At 57.2% G+C, this 19,075-nt stretch carries 18 protein-coding genes; 6 read left to right on the forward strand and 12 right to left on the reverse strand.

Annotation, left to right across the window (positions count from 1 at the left end; all coding sequences use genetic code 11):
- Positions 1-115: 115 nt before the first annotated feature.
- Positions 116-1,117, reverse strand: a complete 1,002-nt coding sequence (xylF, locus tag AC1DVF_RS05325) for a D-xylose ABC transporter substrate-binding protein (RefSeq protein ID WP_016986083.1) — start codon at positions 1,115-1,117, stop codon at positions 116-118.
- 148 nt (positions 1,118-1,265) lie between these two features.
- On the reverse strand, positions 1,266-2,582 hold the full coding sequence (xylA, locus tag AC1DVF_RS05330; RefSeq protein ID WP_477782168.1) for a xylose isomerase: 1,317 nt from the start codon (positions 2,580-2,582) through the stop codon (positions 1,266-1,268).
- A 175-nt stretch (positions 2,583-2,757) separates the two neighbouring features.
- Between xylA and AC1DVF_RS05335 the strand changes: the two genes are divergently transcribed.
- Positions 2,758-3,939 carry a XylR family transcriptional regulator gene (locus AC1DVF_RS05335; RefSeq protein ID WP_477782169.1) on the forward strand — a complete coding sequence of 394 codons (1,182 nt, stop codon included), beginning with the start codon at positions 2,758-2,760 and terminating at the stop codon, positions 3,937-3,939.
- Between the two features lie 57 nt (positions 3,940-3,996).
- The gene (locus AC1DVF_RS05340) at positions 3,997-4,653 is read left to right on the forward strand and encodes a dTMP kinase (protein WP_477782170.1); all 657 of its coding nucleotides are present in this window, start codon (positions 3,997-3,999) and stop codon (positions 4,651-4,653) included.
- Between the two features lie 236 nt (positions 4,654-4,889).
- Here the strand turns inward: AC1DVF_RS05340 and AC1DVF_RS05345 are convergent, their stop codons facing one another.
- The 3 genes from AC1DVF_RS05345 to AC1DVF_RS05355 all read right to left on the reverse strand — a co-directional run bounded on the left by AC1DVF_RS05345 (position 4,890) and on the right by AC1DVF_RS05355 (position 8,950).
- Positions 4,890-6,212, reverse strand: a complete 1,323-nt coding sequence (locus AC1DVF_RS05345) for a chloride channel protein (protein ID WP_477782171.1) — start codon at positions 6,210-6,212, stop codon at positions 4,890-4,892.
- Between the two features lie 135 nt (positions 6,213-6,347).
- Positions 6,348-7,802, reverse strand: coding sequence for a TrkH family potassium uptake protein (locus AC1DVF_RS05350; RefSeq protein WP_477782172.1), 1,455 nt, complete (start codon positions 7,800-7,802; stop codon positions 6,348-6,350).
- Positions 7,803-8,023: 221 nt separating this feature from the next.
- A complete protein-coding gene (locus AC1DVF_RS05355; RefSeq protein ID WP_477782173.1) occupies positions 8,024-8,950 on the reverse strand; it encodes an alpha/beta hydrolase in 927 nt (308 codons plus the stop codon).
- A 121-nt stretch (positions 8,951-9,071) separates the two neighbouring features.
- Here AC1DVF_RS05355 and AC1DVF_RS05360 point away from each other — a divergent pair, with 121 nt between their 5' ends.
- The gene (locus AC1DVF_RS05360) at positions 9,072-10,010 is read left to right on the forward strand and encodes a LysR family transcriptional regulator (RefSeq protein ID WP_477782174.1); all 939 of its coding nucleotides are present in this window, start codon (positions 9,072-9,074) and stop codon (positions 10,008-10,010) included.
- A 43-nt stretch (positions 10,011-10,053) separates the two neighbouring features.
- The gene (locus tag AC1DVF_RS05365; RefSeq protein ID WP_477782200.1) at positions 10,054-10,830 is read left to right on the forward strand and encodes an SDR family NAD(P)-dependent oxidoreductase; all 777 of its coding nucleotides are present in this window, start codon (positions 10,054-10,056) and stop codon (positions 10,828-10,830) included.
- A 55-nt stretch (positions 10,831-10,885) separates the two neighbouring features.
- Here AC1DVF_RS05365 and AC1DVF_RS05370 read toward each other — a convergent pair whose 3' ends face one another.
- The 3 genes from AC1DVF_RS05370 to AC1DVF_RS05380 all read right to left on the reverse strand — a co-directional run bounded on the left by AC1DVF_RS05370 (position 10,886) and on the right by AC1DVF_RS05380 (position 13,281).
- Complete coding sequence (locus tag AC1DVF_RS05370) at positions 10,886-11,944, reverse strand: ArsO family NAD(P)H-dependent flavin-containing monooxygenase (protein ID WP_477782175.1); 1,059 nt, start codon at positions 11,942-11,944, stop codon at positions 10,886-10,888.
- A gap of 228 nt (positions 11,945-12,172) precedes the next feature.
- Positions 12,173-12,688, reverse strand: a complete 516-nt coding sequence (locus tag AC1DVF_RS05375) for a cupin domain-containing protein (protein WP_093432626.1) — start codon at positions 12,686-12,688, stop codon at positions 12,173-12,175.
- A 122-nt stretch (positions 12,689-12,810) separates the two neighbouring features.
- Positions 12,811-13,281 (reverse strand): MarR family winged helix-turn-helix transcriptional regulator, encoded by a 471-nt coding sequence (locus tag AC1DVF_RS05380; protein WP_077572848.1) that lies wholly within the window; start codon positions 13,279-13,281, stop codon positions 12,811-12,813.
- A 284-nt stretch (positions 13,282-13,565) separates the two neighbouring features.
- Between AC1DVF_RS05380 and AC1DVF_RS05385 the strand changes: the two genes are divergently transcribed.
- Together AC1DVF_RS05385 and AC1DVF_RS05390 are read left to right on the forward strand one after the other, a co-directional pair.
- On the forward strand, positions 13,566-14,519 hold the full coding sequence (locus tag AC1DVF_RS05385) for a PDR/VanB family oxidoreductase (protein ID WP_477782176.1): 954 nt from the start codon (positions 13,566-13,568) through the stop codon (positions 14,517-14,519).
- A gap of 36 nt (positions 14,520-14,555) precedes the next feature.
- A complete protein-coding gene (locus tag AC1DVF_RS05390; RefSeq protein ID WP_477782177.1) occupies positions 14,556-15,629 on the forward strand; it encodes a Rieske 2Fe-2S domain-containing protein in 1,074 nt (357 codons plus the stop codon).
- A gap of 95 nt (positions 15,630-15,724) precedes the next feature.
- On the opposite strand, the gene AC1DVF_RS05395 is transcribed toward AC1DVF_RS05390, so the two are convergent.
- The 4 genes from AC1DVF_RS05395 to AC1DVF_RS05410 are packed head-to-tail and all read right to left on the reverse strand — an operon-like array spanning position 15,725 to position 19,069.
- Positions 15,725-16,519: a cyclase family protein gene (locus tag AC1DVF_RS05395; protein ID WP_460090893.1), complete on the reverse strand. Its 795-nt coding sequence runs from the start codon at positions 16,517-16,519 to the stop codon at positions 15,725-15,727.
- Positions 16,497-17,498, reverse strand: coding sequence for an NAD-dependent epimerase/dehydratase family protein (locus AC1DVF_RS05400; protein ID WP_460090892.1), 1,002 nt, complete (start codon positions 17,496-17,498; stop codon positions 16,497-16,499). The genes AC1DVF_RS05395 and AC1DVF_RS05400 overlap by 23 nt, the downstream gene beginning before the upstream one ends.
- A 9-nt stretch (positions 17,499-17,507) precedes the next feature.
- Entirely contained in the window at positions 17,508-18,491 is a 984-nt protein-coding gene (locus AC1DVF_RS05405; RefSeq protein ID WP_477782178.1) for a fumarylacetoacetate hydrolase family protein, read from the reverse strand.
- A complete protein-coding gene (locus AC1DVF_RS05410) occupies positions 18,488-19,069 on the reverse strand; it encodes a cupin domain-containing protein (protein WP_460128745.1) in 582 nt (193 codons plus the stop codon). The genes AC1DVF_RS05405 and AC1DVF_RS05410 overlap by 4 nt, the downstream gene beginning before the upstream one ends.
- Positions 19,070-19,075: the final 6 nt, after the last annotated feature.

A 19,075-nucleotide genomic window follows, 5' to 3' on the forward strand; every position in this document is an offset into this window, starting at 1 on the left:
CGAGCCTGCTCGCGAAAGCGTCAGTTCAGACAATGCTTCGTTGACTGACACACCGCATTCGCGAGCAGGCTCGCTCCCACAAGGGTTTTCGCATAACCGGGGATTTGTGATGGGGTCACTTCCCGGCAATCTGCGCCTTGGTGTAGAAGCCGTCCTGTTCGAGCAGGTCGATGTTGTCCTTGGTCAGCGGGGTGGGCGTGAGCAGGATGGTGTCGACTTTTTTGCTGCCGTTGTCGTACTGCGAGCTGAAGGCGGGTTTTTCGTTGCGCGCCAGTTGTACCGAGAGCTTGGCGGCTTCGCTGGCGATGAGTTTCAGTGGCTTGTAAACGGTCATGGTTTGCGTGCCGGCGATCACGCGCTTGACTGCGGCAAGGTCGGCGTCCTGCCCGGAAATCGGCACCTTGCCGGCCAGTTGCTGCGCCGCCAGTGCCTGAATGGCGCCGCCGGCCGTGGCGTCGTTGGAGGCGACGATGCCGTCGATTTTGTTGTCGTTGCGGGTCAGGGCGTTTTCAACAATGCTCAACGCTTCGGTCGGGTTCCATTCCTTCACCCACTGCTGGCCGACGATCTTGATATCACCCTTGTCGATGGCCGGTTGCAGCACTTTCATCTGGCCTTCACGGAGGATCTTGGCGTTGTTATCGGTGGGCGCACCACCGAGCAAAAAGTAATTGCCCTTGGGCGCCGCTTTCAGCACGCCGCTGGCCTGCATCTCACCAACTTTTTCGTTATCGAAGGAAATATAGGCGTCGACATCGGCGTTGAGGATCAGGCGATCATAGGACACGACTTTGATCCCGGCCTTCTTCGCTTCGGCCACCGCGTTGGTCAGCACCGTGGCGTTGAACGGCACGATGACGATGACATCGACGCCCCGGGAAATCAGGTTTTCGATCTGGGAGATCTGCTTCTGCTCGTTGGCATCCGCCGATTGCACGAAGACCTTGGCGTCCATTTTTTCTGCCGCCGCAACGAAGTAGTCACGGTCACGCGACCAACGTTCCAGGCGCAGATCATCAATGGAGAAACCGATTTTCGGGTGGGCTGCGTCAGCCAGCACCGGCAGCGACAGCAAGGCCAGAGCAGTGGCCAATAACGTGCGTTTTACGTTCTTCATATGGGGCGTCCTTTTATTGTTGTTGGAAAGACACGGCCTGACGATGAGTATCGGGCTGGTAAAACTGTAGAGAATCCGCAGACGCCGCAGGCACAGAATTGTCGTGCAATTGTCACAGCGTCGAAGCGCCGGCAGATTCCCGTAGCAATCAGCGATAGAGGTAGCGGTTGACGATGTTCTCGAGCATTTCCTGGCGGCCGCTGACGGCTTGCGGGTTCAACTCGTTGGTGAACGCGAGCTCGGCCAACGACTCAAGGTTGAAGTCACCCGTCAACACCGCCTGCCCGAACGGCTGCTGCCAACCGGCGTAGCGTTGGTCCTTGAGCCGTTGCAGCTCGTCGTTCTGCACCATGGCCGCTGCGCGTTCTAGCGACAGGGCGAGAACGTCCATGGCGCCGACGTGGCCATGGAACAGATCGATCTGATCGAGGCTCTGGCGGCGAACCTTGGAGTCGAAGTTGAAACCGCCATTCTTGAAGCCGCCGGCCTTGAGAATTTCATAGGAGGCCAAGGTCATTTCTTCGACGCTGTTGGGGAATTGGTCGGTGTCCCAGCCGTTTTGCGGATCGCCACGGTTGGCGTCGATGCTGCCGAAAATCCCCAAGGAGACGGCCGTCGCAATTTCGTGATGAAAGCTATGCCCGGCCAGGGTAGCGTGGTTGGCTTCGATGTTGACCTTGATTTCGTGCTCCAGTCCGAACTGCTGAAGAAAGCCGAACACGGTGGCGCTGTCGTAATCGTATTGGTGCTTGGTCGGCTCCTGCGGCTTAGGTTCGATCAGCAGGTCGCCGGTGAAACCGATCTTGTGCTTGTGCTCGACCACCATGCGCATAAAGCGGCCCAGCTGTTCGCGTTCACGCTTCAAGTCCGTGTTGAGCAAGGTTTCATAGCCTTCGCGGCCGCCCCACAACACGTAGTTGGCGCCTTTCAGGCGATGGGTCGCGTTCATGGCGCTGAACACCTGGGCAGCGGCGCAGGCGAACACTTCCGGATCGGGGTTGCTCGCGGCGCCGGCAGCGAAACGCGGGTTGCTGAAGCAATTGGCGGTGCCCCACAACAGCTTGATCCCGCTTTGTTCCTGATGTCGCTCGAGGTGATCAACCATCTGTGCGAAATGGTTGCGGTACTCCTTCAGTGACTGGCCTTCCGGAGCGACGTCCGTGTCATGGAAGCAGTAATAGTCGATACCCAGTTTGGAGAAGAATTCGAAGGCCGCGGCTGCTTTGCCGATCGCCAATTCCATGGGATCGCCGGCGTGTTGCCAAGGGCGCTTGAACGTCCCCGCACCGAACACATCGGAACCCGGCCAGACGAACGTGTGCCAGTAACAGGCGGCCATGCGCAGGTGTTCGCGCATGGGTTTGCCGAGGATGAGTTTGTCGGCGTCGTAGTGACGGAAGGAGAGGGGGGAATCGCTGTTTGGGCCTTCGTAGCGAATCGGCTCGACATCAGGGAAATACTGCATGGACCTTGTCCTTGTTGTTCTTGGCGGTGTCTCGATACTAGCAACGGCCCCGACCCCGCTGATTATGAAAAGCATCAACACGGGGTGCGATTTTGCGTATTGAGCTTCTTCGACCAGGCGCCTAGTCTGTGTCAATCGCCTCTGTGACAAGGGGCTCGGGACAAGCATAAAAACAATGAAAACCGTACCGCCTGTTCACCGCATCGCTCTGTTGTTCAACGGCAGCAAGATCTACGACCGTGGCATCATCAGCGGCATCGGCAACTACCTGAGCAGCACTCGGGCCTCCTGGGACCTGTTTCTGGAAGAGGATTTTCTCTGTCGTTTGAAAGGCATCGAGCGCTGGCAGGGTGACGGGATCATCGCCGACTTCGACGATCCGCTGATTGGCGAGGCGTTGGCCGACATTCAGTTGCCGGTGGTGGCAGTAGGGGGCTCGTACGAGGATAAGCGCGCCTATCCGAAAGCGATTCCCTACGTCGCCACCGATAACAACGCACTGATAACGCTGGCCTACACGCACTTGATCGAGGCGGGACTGCAGCGTTTCGCCTGTTTCAGCCTGCCTGAAGCGCAAGCCAATCGCTGGGCGCAAGAGCGCGAAAAAGCCTTCCGCAAATTGATGAAGCGCGATGGTCTGCACGGCGAAATCTATCGCGGCATGGGCACCAGCGCACCGCTGTGGGACAGCGCCGTCGAACAACTGATCGCCTGGTTGCAAAGCCTGCCCAAACCCATCGGCATCATCGCCGTCAGCGACGCCCGTGCGCGCCAGTTGCTGCAAGCCTGCCTGACTGCCGGTATCGCCGTGCCGGAACAGGTGGCATTGATCGGCATCGACAACGACCCGCTGACCCGCAGCCTGACCCGCGTGCCGCTGAGCTCAGTCATCCAGGGCACCGAAACCATGGGCCGTACCGCCGCGCAATTACTCCATCAGATGCTCCATGGCATGCCGTCCACCGGTACACAAATCCTGATTCCTCCCGATGCGGTCAACGTGCAGGTGTCGAGCTTGCACCAGCCTTTGGGCAATCCCTACGTCATGCAAGCGCTGCTGTTCATCCGTCAATACGCTTGCCAAGGCATCAAAACGGCGCAGGTGGCGGCGTATGTCGGGGTGTCGCGCTCATCACTCGAAACGCATTTCCGCGCCGAGCGAGGCTGCAGCGTGCATGACGAGATCCTGCGTTTCAAGCTGGCAGCCGCCACCAGCGGATTGAAAAATACTGACTCGGTGATCGCCGACGTGGCGCGCAGTTGCGGGTTTAAATCTGCGCAGTATCTGCACACGGTGTTTCGCCGGGAGTTTGGCTGTACGCCGCGGGAGTATCAGCAAGGGGCAGGGATGCGCTGATGGAATACCGGAAATGAGGTTAGAGTGGGCATCAATGTCTTGATTGTTGCGTGAACAATGAATCGTCCGCTGTTCGTTTCTCTGGATGGGCCCAAAGGCACCGGCAAAACCACACTGTTGGAGGCCGTTACGCAAGTACTGAGGGCAGGCAACCAGAAAGTCATCCGGCTTTGCGAGAGAAAAAGCGATCCGTTCAGGGGTGAAACCATGGCCTTGATTAACACTCTGGCGAGAAATCCTTGCCGGGATCTGGAGTGGGCTGTGTGTCAGCGCCTCGCGGATAGCCGTCGCTGGATCTCCCAGAACGTTCTGACGAAGCAGCCGCTGGACAGCATCATCCTGATCGATCGCTGGTATCCCTCGGATGCCGCGTTTCGCCAAACCATCCCGTTTGCCGAGATTCTTCAATTGAATAGGGAGAGAGACGTGCGGGTGCCAGATCTGCATGTCGGCGTCGTCACCGATCCGGATATTTCGTGGGCGAGGGCGGCGACGCGCTCGCGGGGACTGGGCGGCACTGTGATCCAGAAGCACGCCGCACATGTGGCGTGTACGGAAATGTTCGAGCAAGCGGTCAAGGATCACGGCTGGATGTTGTGCCGTAATGAAGGAACGGTTGAGGAGGCGACGATGCTGGTGGTTTCTCGGATCAATGAGGTGCTTGGGTTGAACGTCGAAGTGGATGCCAGGCTTGGCGCTCAGGGTATCGCATAGACCTTGAACAGTTTGTCCGCCGTGTCGCTGGCAACCGCCACGTGCGATTCACAGGAAGGCCAGAGGCTGTAGTTGATAGCTTGGTCGCAAACTACTCTCGGCATTACGAATAAACTTCTGCGCCGCCCGGTGCTCAATTGACGTAGTCATTGAAGGATTGCACATGATCGCTCGTTGGCGCTGCAACATGAAAAGGATCAACTGACCTCACTGGCTAGCAGAATCACACGGTAGGCTTATTGAGTTGGATTCTTCGGTTTAGTGGCAGCTTCTGCATTCTCGAGAAAGCCTCGCGCCAATTGCTGGTACAACTCAGGGCCCATTCTTGAACTGACAGCCTTGGCAATCAGGGCTACCGCCATAAGACTGATCACCATACTGTGGCTATCAATCATCTCCATCACAATGATTGCGGAGGTGATTGGCGACTGAGTAACGGCCGCCAGAAAACCAACCATGCAGAGTGCAATAGTGGGCTGCGCGGCCAGATGGAATAGCTCTGCGGTATTGGCGCCTACTGCGGCCCCTACAGCGAGCGAGGGAGCGAAAATGCCTCCGGGAATACCAGAGAAGTAGCTCACTACGGTCGCCAGGAAGCGAGTAATGGGAGCGTGCCATGGCAGGACTACATCAGATGCGATGACCTGAGAGGTAATGCCGTATCCACTACCAAACGACATTCCGCCACTCAGCCAACCCAATAGAGCGACGACCAATCCACAAATGCCGGCAAACCATACTGGGTGCAGGCGCCGCCATTGCCAGATGATGAACTGCGGATGCCGCTGTGGCCATAACAACATTCGACTAAATAAACCACCCAATAGCCCGCAACCAATCCCTATGACTAATGCCGGGACGACTATGTCGAGGTTGATGTCCTGAATGCCGAAATGACCGAAATAGTTGTAGTTTCCCTGTAAGGCAATGGCAACCATCCCAGACAGGATGATGGTGCTGAGCAGAACACCGCTGGTACGGGTTTCCAACTTGCGTCCCAGTTCTTCTACCGCGAATGCGATCCCGGCCAAGGGCGTATTGAATGCAGCCGCAATACCCGCAGCACCTCCCGCCAGAATGAGATCCTCGCTGCGCACGATTCGCGCATTGGGCAGGAAGCGGTGAAAGAAGTGCATGATGGATGCGGCAACCTGGACTGATGGGCCTTCGCGTCCCGCCGAAAAGCCGCCGGTCAGCGCCAGAGTTCCGAGGCTTATTTTGGCGAAAGCAATGCGCAATGAAACCAGTCTGTTAATGGGCTTACCTTGACGCGCAAGTCGTGTTGCTGCAATTACCTGCGGAATTCCGCTGCCTTGGGCGCCGACGAAAAAGCGTGTTGTCAGCCAGACTACGAGCATGCCGATCAGTGGGGTGTAAACAAGAGGAAGCCACGCTCGCTCTGCGGTCTGTTGAGCAAACTGCGCCAGGGCTATGTCCGCGAGCCTTGCAAACGCCACCACCAGCAAGCCGGCTATGGTTGCCGCAATCCATAATGTGACTCTAGTACGCCAGCGCATGGAGGCGAAGCCTCGGCGTAACAGCATTATCGGTTTGATCACCCGAAGGGCTCCCCTTGAAGTCGCCATATTGACCGCAAGACTAACCAAATAAGCAGCTTGTTCCAAACAGCTTTGGCAGCGCCACAAGACAGGCTCTTTTGGCGCTTACAGGTATTGATCTATCCAGTGATAGGACTAATACCTCCAAAAAACCGGTGTAACGAGTACCAGCACGGTAAGTATCTCCAGCCGTCCCAGCAGCATGCCAATGGTCAGCAACCATTTTGCTGCGTCAGGTAATGATGAGAAGTTACCAGCGGGCCCAATGATTGTGCCCAAGCCTGGTCCCACGTTGCACACCGCCGTAGCAGCTCCGCTCAACGCTGTCGTCCAATCCAGTCCGATCAGGGCGAGTCCCAGAGCGATCACTGCAATGGTGATGGTGAAGAAAAATGAGAAGGTCAAAAGCGAACGCAAGATCTCTTCGTCAATCGGATGACCGTTGTACTTCTTTTGAATCACCGCACGAGGATGGATCAACTGCTTCAGGCTACTCACTAATAGAGCACCAGCAACCTGGAAACGGAAAATTTTAAGGCCACCAGCTGTTGAGCCTGAACACCCGCCGACGAAGGTCAGATAGAAAAAAAGCAAGACTGCGAAGCTGCCCCACAAGGTGTAATCACCTACAGCAATTCCGGTGGTCGTGACAACCGAGGTCACATTGACCGCCACGATACGAAACGCATCCCACCATCCGTAGTCGCTGTGGAAACACAGCCATGTCCCCACCGCTAGCCAAATCACAATCAGGAAACCAATAAACCCGCGTACCTGGTGATCCTTGAGCAGCGCACGCCGATTGCCGCGCAATGTCGCGACATAGAGGGTAAACGGCAGGCTACCCAGAATCATGATGACCACCGCGATCCAGTGAATCGCTGGCTGCGTCCAATGCCCAAGCGAGGCGTCAGAAGTAGAGAACCCGCCAGTCGAGATCAACGACATGGCATGGTTGACCGCTTCAAACGGCGTCATGCCGGCGATCCAGAGAGCTGCTGCCCCGGCGCCAGTGAGCCCAAAATAGAGAAAGAGAATGGACTTGGCTGCCACATGAGAGCGAGGTGTTACTTTCTCCGACCAGTCTGAGGACTCTGTCTGGAAAAGACGCATCCCCCCCACTCGCAGCAGTGGAAGGATCGCCACAGCCATGCCGATGAAGCCGATACCACCCAACCAGTGCAGCATTGAGCGCCAGATCAACAATCCAGGTGAAGCGGTATCCAAACCACTCAAGACAGTTGAACCCGTGGTTGTAATGCCGGACATCGTTTCAAAAAAAGCGTCGGTGTAACTGATCTGACTGATGAACACCATCGGCAACGCCGCGAAGGTACATACCGCCACCCAACTGCAAGTCGTTAGTAGATACATATCTCTTGGACGAAGCTGGGCATTGTCTGGACGACCTCGCGCTATCAAAAGGAGGCCAGTGCTGAAGGTAATCAAGCTCGACCAGAGGAAGGCCGACAGGTCATCGCTGCGCTCATAGGCAACCAGTGTGATCATGGGAATAGCCATGCTCACAGCCAGCGTTATTAGAAAAATACCCAGAATGAAACCGATGAGCCGTAGTGCTGCAAGTGACATGAAAGGAACCTACTGATTTAGCGCCGTGCAGTATTGGACGACGAACCCTTCAGCCCCGTAAATTTTGCGTAAAATTTTTCCCTCAACCCATTAGAGATGGCACCCCATTATGGGGGAGGAACTAGCTTGCTCAGGTTTTCTGAATAGCCTGATGAAGCTTTTATAGAAACAGGATGAGCAAAACCGCAACAGCCACACAGCTATCGCGGTTGTTCTGCGTTTTAACGGTTAGCGTCGGCCAAGCCAGCCTCGATGAAGCGAACGGAGCTCTCCATAGCCTGCTGACCTTCAGGCAGCATTGTGGCGTAGAAGTGCCAGGCGTGGAACATCGCTGGCCATACTTCCAGGTTCACGCGAACGCGGTTATCAGCCAGGTGAGTTGCAAGGCGCATTGCATCACTCAACATCAGCTCGTTCTCGCCGATCTGCACCAAGATCGGTGGAAGACCGGTGACGTCCGCGAACACAGGTGAGGCCAGAGGATGACTGGCCAATGTGTCGCCCAGGAATGCTCTGGCGAGGATGTCCAGGACAGGCTTGGAGTTCAGAGGATCCAGACCTTCACGGTTGCTCATGGAAGCACCGGTGTGTTCGAGGTTCGCCCATGGTGAGATGGAGGAGCCAACCGCAGGCAATGGAAGCCCTTTCGATTTAGCCGCGACCATGACGCTGACAACCATTGCGCCGCCAGCCGACTCGCCAGAGAACGCAATTTTGTAAGCCGGAATTTTCTGCTCAAGCAACCATTCGTAAGCGCGCAATGTGTCGTCAATAGAGGCTGGAAACTTGTGCTCAGGAGCGAGTCGGTAGTCCGGCATGTACACACGAGCACCGAGCATTTTCGCGTAGTTGCCGCCGATACCGTGGTAGCCGTCTGGACGTCCTACAATGTAGGCGCCGCCGTGGATGTACATCACGACCGCGTCGGTTTTGATCTCGTCCGGAGTAACCAGTGTGCCGAGTACGCCACCCATGTCGACTGCTTCGAATTTAACGCCAGCTGGCGCTGGATTTTGCGCGAGCATTTTTGCGTAAGAGTCGCGGATGTCGCTCATTTTTGTGGTGGTATCGATTCCCTTGAGAACGGGTACCAGATCGCTAAGGCTATTGGCCCAGGTTTGGACGGCTGCTTGGACTTTAGTGTTCATAATGACCTCAATTGATCGTTGGGAGTGGATTAGCTAATTGAGATACTATGCTTACTATTGGGGAACAGGGTTCCCCATAACAGGTGCCAAGCCGCCCGAACGTTGAGACCACCGAGGCCGTATGGAACTCCATAACCTGAATGATATTGCCGCGTTTGTGAGCTCGGTAAACGCTGGAAGCTTCACTGCGGCGGCAAAACAGCTTGGCCTTACGCGCTCTGCAGTGGGGAAGTCGATAGTCAGGCTCGAGGCTCGTTTACAGGTACGTTTACTGAATCGCACTACGCGTAGCTTGAGCATGACCGATGACGGCCAGGTTCTGTATGAGCGCTGTGTGGGCGTTCTTCAGGATCTGGACGACGTGGAGGATGCCCTTGCGTTTCGTCGTTCGACACCCAGCGGGCGACTGCGGATGAGTCTGCCGGTTGCGCTGGGCAGACTTCATGTCCTTCAGCACATCGAGTGCTGCCTTAAGGATTGGCCCTCCCTGAGCGTGGATATCACCTTTTCTGACAGGCTGGTCGATCTGATCGATGAGGGATTTGATTTGGCCATGCGCATCGGGCCACCGAAGGAAGATTCTCGGTTGTTAACGCGCACTGTGGCCTACCAACAAATGATTACCTGCGCTTCACCCAAGTATTTGTCTGATCATGCCGAGCCTAAAACGCCGGAGGATTTATCCGAGCACCAGTGCCTGCATTTCGTGAGTGGTGGGAGATTGCTTCCCTGGAATTTTCGCGTGAATGGTAGCGCTGTGTCCGTTACTCATGGTGGAAGGCTACAGATGGACAGTGCTGAGTCATTACACCAGTCAGCTGTCGCTGGCCTGGGCATCGCGACTCTTCCTTCCTACGTGGTGAACGACGATTTGAGGAGCGGCAAGCTTGTTCAATTGCTCGCTGGGTATGCAGAGGCCGCAGAGCCCATTCGGGTGATCTACCCTAGCAAGCGGCACCTCTCTCCAAAAATTCGACTCTTCATCGATAAGCTCGTGGAGGCTTGGTCACCATGCCCACCATGGGAGCATCACCTAGGGGAAGGCACTCACTCAGGTTGATCAGTGAGCGAGGTGCGTAATTGCAATTACAGAGGCAACGATGATGAATTCAACCTGGGCAGATCAAGTGGCACTTGTGAGTGGAGCGGGCAGTGAGCTTGGAATCGGTATGGCCATTGCCCATCGCCTTGGCGCTCAAGGGGCCAAGTTGATCGTCACGGCAAGCAGCGCACGCATCAATGAGCGGGTTGCGGAGTTACGTGCCGCCGGCTTCGAAGCAGTGGGTCGACCGGTCGACTTGACTCAGGAAAATCAGGTGAGTGAATTCGTCGCTTGGGCTGAGGCCGTCTGGGGCCGCATCGATATTCTTGTAAATAATGCCGGTATGGCGATGCAAGGGAGTCCAGAACAGTTCTCCGAGTTCACGAGTACGAGCCTCGAAAGCTGGAATCTTTCCATCGCGAGAAATCTGACAACTGCGTTTCTGTTAACCCAAGGCGTGTTGCCTGGGATGCGAGCGAGAGGCTATGGCCGCATAGTGAACATCAGCTCAACTACCGGCACACGGGCCAGTAATCCAGGGGAGGCTGCTTACAGTGCTGCAAAGGCGGGAATGGTAGGAATGAACATGAGTCTAGCCATTGAGGTGGCTCATCAAGGTATCACGGTGAATTCAGTTGCCCCTGGCTGGATAGCTACAGGGTCGAGCACGCCTGATGAAGTCAAAGCCGCATGTTCTACGCCTCTCGGGAGAGCGGGGCGCCCAGACGAAGTGGCCGCAGCCGTTGTATTCCTGGCTTCACCTGAAGCGAGTTACATCACCGGTGAACTGCTCGTGGTGGATGGAGGCAATTGTCTGGTTGAGAACAAAGCGGGTTAAGACATTTTAATTCCTGAGAGGGACCTCAACGTTGCCTGAACTGCGCCGCGCTGACTCACTGCTCCAGCAAAAACCGCTCAATTTCCTCAACGGTACTGCGCGCCGTTCGGGTCACGCCGATCAGTGTCGCGGAAGCGGCACCAGTCCAGTCGCCATAACCCACCAACCACAAACGCGGTTCCTGAATCGAATGCGTACCTTTGACGGTCACGCGCCCGTCGGCGGAACACACGCCCAGTGATTCCAGATAGCCGAGGGCAGGGCGGAAGCCGGTGCACCAGATCACCGCGTCGACCGGCGTTTGCGAGCCATCAGCCCAAGTCACGCCGGTCTCGGTGAAGCGCAGGAACGGCCGAACCGCGTGCAACACGCCGCGCTCCCGTGCCTCAACGACTGGCGGCACCATCACGATATCGCCCAGGCCGCCAACGGGCTGTTCAATGACGATGCCGGCCAGTTGCGCTTTCCAGCGCTCGGTGGCTCGCTCGAAGAGCACGCGTCCATCAACGTCATCGGCAAGAAACTCTGGCGGCTGCGGAGTAACCCAAGTGGCATCGGCCACTTGCGAGACTTCAGCGAGGATCTGCGCACCGGAGTTGCCACCGCCCACCACCAGGACTTTTTTTCCCGCAAACGGCTTGGCGTTAACGTAGTGGGCCGAATGCAATTGCTGGCCGGTAAAGTTTTCGCTGCCGGGGTAATGCGGCAGGTAGGGATGGCGCCAGGTGCCGGTCGCACTGACCACGGTGCGGGCCAGCCAATTGCGACCCTGGGCTTTTACGTTGAGGTGATTGCCCCGACGTTCAATAGCGTTGACCCAGTAGGGCCGTGCGACAGGAAATTGGTAGCGTTGCTCATACTGGCGCAGGTAATCGACTACGTTGTCGCGACTGGGGTAACCGTCAGTGACCGGAGGCATCATCCAACCGGCGATGGAACTCCAGGTCGACGGTGAAAACAGTCGCAGGGAATCCCAGCCATGCCGCCAGGCGCCACCCGGTGCTGCTTCGGCATCTATAATCACAAAGGAACGCCCGGTACGGCGCAGGAAGTAAGCGACGGCGAGTGCAGACTGGCCACCGCCAATAATCGCAACATCCACTTCGGCAGGCATGGGGAATCCTTGGGTCAGCGAAAGTCAGGTCAAGTTAATCCATTTGAAGTGGACGTTTGTTGATGTTGCTCAATCGGCGGCGTTGTAATGGATATGATTTAACATAATATACATTACACGTAACAAGATGTTTCGAGATTAGCCACGTTGCCCGCGAGATTTCATTCTCCTGCAATGCTCCAAACCGGCTTTCCCTCCAACCTGATTAATCATTTGAATCTGCATCGCTCAATCCTCATCCCGCGTCAGCTTTTCAATCAATGCTCGATGCTGTGGAAACGCTGTCGTGAGCTTCTGGCGATTCCCCATCTCCATGTCGGCAAAATCAAATCCTGGCGAAACCGCTTCACTGATCAATCCAAATCCGTTTGTCCCGTCCAGCAATCGTGATGCTTTCCAGATGCCGCCCGGTACGTGCAATTGCAAACGCTGTCCTGCGAGAACATCGTTGCCCATGATGACTGTCTGCAATGAACCGTCCGCATGGATCAGGCTGTATTCGAGTGCGTCGCCCAAGTGGAAATAATGCAGGATGTCAGACTGATTGAAATGAAACTGGCCCACCGGTGATTGCTCGGTCAGCAGATAGTAGATCGACGTCATCAGGTAACGTGGGCCGCCAGCGGTTTCGAGCCAATCGCGATGGTCTGACTGATAGGTTCTCCGAAAATAGCCGCCTTCGAGATGAGGCTCGAGATTCAGCGCATTGATCACGTCTTGTGTGCTTGCTTTACGTTGAATCATCGCCCGCCCCCTTGATTTTATGGTGGTTTTTTATAGCTCAACTAAACGACCATTTAGTGTAGTTAAGCGCATATCGAAGACGAATGACGAATTTTTCAGACAAATTTCGATCTTTCGCTGATTCACTCCTCACTCGGGTCATAACTGTTCACATTGGGCACTTGCAGATGCAGGCGGCCAAGCAAGTCGACCAACGTATCGACCTCAGCCGGGGTCAATCCGCTGAGTAGACGCGACTCACGCTCGAGTGCAACTTTGAGCACGCGGTCATGCAGTTCTTTACCGCTGGCCGTCAATCGCACGGTGTAACGCCGTGCATCCTTGGGATCCAACTGACTAGTGATCCGCCCCGCTGCTTCCAGCGTCTGCAATGAACGACTGACAGCGCTCTTGTCGAGTCCGATCGCCTGGCAGATTCGATTGGCGGTGATGTCGGATTCAACGGCGAGCATCGAAAGCATCCGCCATTCAACCACGCCGATTCCGAAGTGTTTGCGGTAGCACTGGGAAGCCCCGGTGGCGAGTTTGTTCGCCAGGAACGTCACCAAGCCAGGTACATAACGCGACAGGTTCAGTTGTGTATCGGTAGGCATCGAGAAAACACCGTAGATCGAAGATCTTGCAATATAGTTGACACCGCAACTAAATTATCTGAGGATTCACTCAGCCTGTCATTGCGGACGATGCGCCGCATGATACGCCGTAGCACAACCTCAAAAAAATAATTAACAGGTCTTGCTTATGAACTCTCGCCAGCCGTGCCCTTCCTTGGCGCCCATGATTACCCACCCTTTCTACTTCTTCTTGCCCGGCTGATTCGTCACCCGCAAACCCCCTTTCGTTTTTCAGCAGCCACTTAAATGTGGAGGGAGAAGTCATGCTTCAAGTCAACGTCACCCGCAAAGTCGTCGAGGCCGAGGGCATCTGCAGTTTCGAGCTGTGCGCAGCGGACGATCAGCCATTACCACCGTTCAACGCCGGTGCTCACATCGACATCCACATTGCCGGCGGCCTTACCCGGCAATACTCGCTGTGCAATGACTCCCGAGAGCGTCATCGCTACGTGATCAGTGTGCTGAAGGATCCTGCCTCGCGCGGCGGTTCCAACGCGATGCACGACAGCATCAGTCAGGGACAGACACTCAGCATCAGCGAACCACGCAACCTCTTCCCAATCGCGGACTCAGCCAACCGTCACCTGCTGTTTGGCGGTGGGATTGGCATTACGCCGATGCTGGCGATGGCCCATGAACTTCATCATCAAGGCGCGGATTTCGAGCTGCATTACAGCTTTCGATCCAGCGAGCGTGCCGCGTTTATCCAATACCTGCGACAAGCGCCGTTCGCCAGCCACGTGCATTTGCATGACGACAGCGGATCACCCGAACAGAAACTCGATGCAACCGCCCTCCTCGCCGCGCCAGGTACCACGACTCACCTTTACGTGTGCGGCCCCGCCGGTTTCATGAATTTCATCCTCGACACCGCGCAGGCCGCTGGCTGGCCCGAAGATCGCGTGCACAGAGAGTTCTTCGCCGCTGCTCCCCTCGATGAACGCGCTGATATGCCCTTCGAAGTTCAGCTGGCCAGCACAGGGCAGATTTTTTACATCCCCGCCGATCGCACCGTTTTCGAAGTGCTCGATGAGGCCGGGATTGCCATCGAATCATCGTGCGAGCAAGGCGTCTGCGGCACCTGTGTCACGGGCTTGCTCGAAGGCATTGCCGATCATCGTGATCAGTTCATGACGGCTGCAGAACACGCTGCCAATGACCGTTTCACCCCGTGCTGCTCACGTGCCAAATCGCCCCGCCTGGTATTGGATCTATGACCTGAACCGAGCACCGACCGCTCGCCGGAGAACATCATGACTACCGCTGCTCAACCCCTTGCACACGAAATCGCCCCGGCCACCGTGCCTAGTTTCCCGCTCGATCAATGGTACGTCGCAGCCTTGAGTCGAGAACTCACAAACCAACCCCTTGGCCGCACGTTGCTGAATAAACCAGTGGTGCTTTTTCGCACGGCAGATAATCAAGTCGCCGCGCTGGAAGACCGCTGCTGCCATCGTGCATTGCCCTTGTCTGGCGGCACGGTGGAGGAACGCGGTTTGCGCTGCGGTTACCACGGCCTGCTATTCAATGAAGACGGTAAATGCATTGAAATTCCGGGACAGGACAAGATCCCGAGCAAAGCCAAAGTCCCTTCCTACCCCGTCCAGGAACAGGACCAGATCATCTGGATCTGGTTCGGCAGCGCTCAGCATCCGCAGCCGACATTCGCGCCGCCGGTCTACGACGTGCACAGCAGCGGTAAATACCTGTTCGACGGTGATGTCTATCACTACGACGCGCCTTATCAACTCATCCACGACAACCTCATGGATCTTAGTCACCTGGGCTATGTCCATCTGCACACCATTGGCGGCAACGCCAGCATCCACATGAACGCGAAGATGAACGTCGATGGTGATGACTCAATGGTTCGCGTGGTTCGCCACATGCCCGACTCCGTTCCGCCGCCGACCTACACCGCGGCCTACCCGTTCAAAGGCAACATCGACCGCTGGCAGGAGATCGAATTTCACTTCAATCACCTGCGCATCTGGACCGGCGCGATAGATGCGGGCACGGACGATCTGCACAACCTGGATCGGGGCGGTTTTCATATGCGCGGCTTTCACGGCGTAACGCCGGAAACAGACACCACAAGCCATTACTTCTGGACCATGGCCACCAACCCTGAACATGATCCCGAGGCCGTCACAGCCAAAGTTCTGCATCAGACGCGATTGACGTTCGACGAAGACAAAGTGGTGATCGAAGCGCAGTACCAGAACATGTGCCGGTTCGGTACGCGCCCGATGATTGATATTCACGTCGACGTCGGGGCCAATCGTGCCCGCAGAATCATCGAGCGACTGCGCAATCCAACGGGTTGATTGCTTCAGAACAGTGGCGGCGGCAAACGCCGTCCACTGTGTTCAAAGCCTGCCGTTCTCTTACTGTCGTTGAAAGAATGCCTCAAACAGCCCGATCACTCTTCGAAAATAGCCACTGCGCGCACAAAACCTGCCGACGCATGCCGGATCTTGTAGGGAAAGCACGACACCGTGAAACCACTCGTAGGCAGGGACTCAAGGTTGGCCAGTTTTTCCATTTGCCCGTAGCCGATATCGCGCCCGGCCTTATGCCCTTCCCAGATGATCGAGGCATCGCCGCTGGAGGCAAAACGTTCACGGGTGTACTTGAACGGCGCGTCCCAGCTCCAGGCATCGGTGCCGACCACGCGTACGCCGCGTTCCAGCAGATACATCGTCGCTTCGCGTCCCATACCAATGCCGGCGTCGAGATACCCGGGCTGACCGAACAGTGCACCGGCGCGTGTGTTGATCAGCACGATATCCAGCGGTTGCAGCGTGTGCTCGATACGCGCCAACTCCGCTTCGACCTCTTCTGCCGTGACCACGTGACCGTCGGGCAGATGGCGAAAATCCAGTTTGACCCCCGGCTGCAAACACCAGTCCAGCGGCAACTCATCAATGCCAAATGCCGGCTCGCCGCCATCGGTGGTCGAGGCGTAATGCCACGGCGCATCCATGTGGGTGCCGCTGTGAGTGGTGATCTGTAAGCGCTCGGCGGCCCACGATTCATGGCCGGGCATCTGCTCAAGCTGCAAACCCGGAAACATCGCCGCCATCTCCGGCCAGCCTTGCTGGTGGTCCATGTAATCGATTTTCGGCAACAGCGGTGGCGGGTCTGTGTAGGGGTTGTTATCGAGGGTCACCGAAAGGTCGACCAAACGACGTTTACGCGGGATGGGCTGTGACATGAGGCGTGTCTCCGTTCAACGGCAGAGGCCGATATGGGGCTGGGTTGAGGGCGTTGCGAATAAGTGTGGCGACGTTGCCGTCATGGCAGAAACCGGCAGCGCGGGCCTGCGGGGTTTTCAAGGGCGGCATGCGCCCGAACAGGGTTTCGAGCTCAAGGTCAGCGGCGAAACTGATCAGCGCACGGCGTTGCTCGCCGTAAGTTGCCGCCAGTGCATCACTGACCTGGGCGATGGACAAGTGCAGCACCGGCAGTTGCCAGACCCGCTGTTGCGCGGTGGCGTCATCCAGTTCGGCGGCGTGGATCAGGTTGTTCACGCAACAGCGCGCCGACATCCACCACGCTGTTGCTTGCGGTGATACCGGGCAGCAATACTCAGCGCCCTCGGCAAAGGCACGCATCAAGTCGCTCATGAAAGCCGAGCGCAAGCCGTTGGGTTCGCGCGGGCGCGCGACAATGCCCGGCAGGCGCACCGCGCGGCTGTCGACTTCACCGCGCCGACCCAGATCGATCAGCGCGCGCTCGACCATCATCTTGTGTGTGCCGTACGACAATTGCGGGTGCAGTTCAGCCTGTTCGTTCATCTTCGCCGGCAGATCAGCGCCATACACCGCAACGCTGCTGGCATACACCAGCACCGGAGGTCGCGCCTTGTTGCGCAGTTGATCGAGCAGTTCGAGGCTGGCCAGCAGGTTGACCTGATAACCCGATTCGTAATGCGCCTCCGCCGCTCCGCCGGGGACGCTGACCAAGTGAAACACCACATCGATGCCATCGGCGAGGACACGGCGCATCAACGCCGCATCCGTCACGCTGCCGCTGTGCCGACGCAGGCGCGGGTCGTCTGGCAGGCCTTGGACATCGGTGTCCAGCACCAGCAACGAACGAATGACTTGCCCGCGCAAACTGCCGCGTGCGAGCAGACAACGCAGCAGTTCGCGGCCGACAAAGCCATTGGCTCCGGTAATCAGTACACGCATGGGTGTTCCTCAGCCGTTGGCCTTGACGACGCGTTGATCGATCGCACCARACAGTGACTGACCATCGCTGCCGGTGACGTCCATGCGCACGCGATCACCGAAACGCATGAAGCCAGTCACCGGAGCGCCCTGCTCGATCATCTCGATGGCCCGGCGTTCGGCGATGCACGCCGAGCCGACGTTGCGCTCGGCGTTCGACACCGTGCCGGAACCGATCAGCGTGCCGGCGCGCAAGCGTCGGGTTAAGGCTGCGTGGGCGATCAGTTGGCCAAAATGAAAGTTCATTTGCGCGCCGTGCGGCTGGCCAAACCACTCACCGTTCCAGTGCACTTGCAGGGGCAAATTGACGCGACCGTCTCGCCAGGCTTCGCCGAGTTCATCCGGAGTAATCGCCAGCGGAGCAAAACTGGAGGACGGCTTGGCTTGCAGAAATCCAAAACCGGTGCGCATTTCACGCGGTGCCAGCGCACGCAGGCTGACATCGTTGATCTGCAGGATCAGCTTGATGTGCTGCAACGCGTTTTCCGCCGAACAGCCCATCGGCACATCATCGACCAGCACGACAAATTCGCCTTCGAAATCGATGCCCTGGCTTTCGCTCGGCAGTTCGATGTCATCGTGTGCGCCGATGAAGTCATCACCGGCGCCCTGATACATCAACGGCGTACGGTCAGCGCCTTCGATCGGGTCGAGGTTGAACGCCTTCTGCATCAGTGCACCGTGACTGAGAAACGCCGAGCCGTCGCACCATTGATAAGCACGCGGCAACGGCGCCATCGCCTGCGCGGGGTCGAAGGCAAAGGCCTCGCGGCAATAGTTGTTTTCAAGCTCACGCGCCAGGGCCTGCAAACGCGGCTCGGCTTCGCGCCAGTTTTCGATGGCGTGTTGCAAGGTCGACGCTACCGAACGGGCGTCGATAGCCAGGGCCATGTCGCGCGAAACCACCACCAATTGGCCGTCACGGCTAGCGTTTTTCAAGGTTGCGAGCTTCATGCAGTTTCTCCCGGGCAGTCTTGCAATTCAGCGGCGAAACGCCCGTCCAGCAGAATAAACACCATGCGCGCCATGGCCTCGGTACGGTTGCTCCACGCGTGATTCGTGCCGCGCTGAACCACCACGTCGCCGCGTTTGAGGTGGACTTCTGTCTCGTCGAGCACCAGCCAGACTTCGCCTTCGGTGACGATGCCGTAATCGAGGGTTTCGGTGCGGTGCATCAGTTTGTGCCGCGAGTTCGCCTGTCCGGTGCCGGCATGCGCCTGGCCAATCTCGGCGAATGCAGCCGCAGCAGCGGCATCGCTGACCTGGTTTTGCACGCTGTCTGGCGGAATGTCGACGACACGAATCACACTGCCCTGCGGGTCGGGGCTCAGCTGTAAAGGTTTGCTGGTTGGATCATCGGCATTGTCGAGCAGTGCCGGACTGCCGCTGCTGTTCCATATTTCATGAAACACCGTGCCTGGCACCGCTCGCAGTGCGAAGACGTTGGCCGTTGCTCCGAGACTGGCGACGACGGCGCGGCCCTGGGCATCATGCCCGGTGACCACGCGTTTGAAAGGGGGAAGCGCTTGCATGGAATA

Source organism: Pseudomonas sp. P4_D7 (assembly GCF_056401755.1).

Bases quoted from the DNA above. Each gene is read 5' to 3' on its own strand.
- xylF (WP_016986083.1), bottom strand. From the start codon at position 1,117: ATGAAGAACGTAAAACGCACGTTATTGGCCACTGCTCTGGCCTTGCTG.
- xylA (WP_477782168.1), bottom strand. From the start codon at position 2,582: ATGCAGTATTTCCCTGATGTCGAGCCGATTCGCTACGAAGGCCCAAAC.
- AC1DVF_RS05335 (WP_477782169.1), top strand. From the start codon at position 2,758: ATGAAAACCGTACCGCCTGTTCACCGCATCGCTCTGTTGTTCAACGGC.
- AC1DVF_RS05340 (WP_477782170.1), top strand. From the start codon at position 3,997: ATGAATCGTCCGCTGTTCGTTTCTCTGGATGGGCCCAAAGGCACCGGC.
- AC1DVF_RS05350 (WP_477782172.1), bottom strand. From the start codon at position 7,802: ATGTCACTTGCAGCACTACGGCTCATCGGTTTCATTCTGGGTATTTTT.
- AC1DVF_RS05355 (WP_477782173.1), bottom strand. From the start codon at position 8,950: ATGAACACTAAAGTCCAAGCAGCCGTCCAAACCTGGGCCAATAGCCTT.
- AC1DVF_RS05360 (WP_477782174.1), top strand. From the start codon at position 9,072: ATGGAACTCCATAACCTGAATGATATTGCCGCGTTTGTGAGCTCGGTA.
- AC1DVF_RS05365 (WP_477782200.1), top strand. From the start codon at position 10,054: ATGAATTCAACCTGGGCAGATCAAGTGGCACTTGTGAGTGGAGCGGGC.
- AC1DVF_RS05370 (WP_477782175.1), bottom strand. From the start codon at position 11,944: ATGCCTGCCGAAGTGGATGTTGCGATTATTGGCGGTGGCCAGTCTGCA.
- AC1DVF_RS05375 (WP_093432626.1), bottom strand. From the start codon at position 12,688: ATGATTCAACGTAAAGCAAGCACACAAGACGTGATCAATGCGCTGAAT.
- AC1DVF_RS05380 (WP_077572848.1), bottom strand. From the start codon at position 13,281: ATGCCTACCGATACACAACTGAACCTGTCGCGTTATGTACCTGGCTTG.
- AC1DVF_RS05385 (WP_477782176.1), top strand. From the start codon at position 13,566: ATGCTTCAAGTCAACGTCACCCGCAAAGTCGTCGAGGCCGAGGGCATC.
- AC1DVF_RS05390 (WP_477782177.1), top strand. From the start codon at position 14,556: ATGACTACCGCTGCTCAACCCCTTGCACACGAAATCGCCCCGGCCACC.
- AC1DVF_RS05395 (WP_460090893.1), bottom strand. From the start codon at position 16,519: ATGTCACAGCCCATCCCGCGTAAACGTCGTTTGGTCGACCTTTCGGTG.
- AC1DVF_RS05400 (WP_460090892.1), bottom strand. From the start codon at position 17,498: ATGCGTGTACTGATTACCGGAGCCAATGGCTTTGTCGGCCGCGAACTG.
- AC1DVF_RS05410 (WP_460128745.1), bottom strand. From the start codon at position 19,069: ATGCAAGCGCTTCCCCCTTTCAAACGCGTGGTCACCGGGCATGATGCC.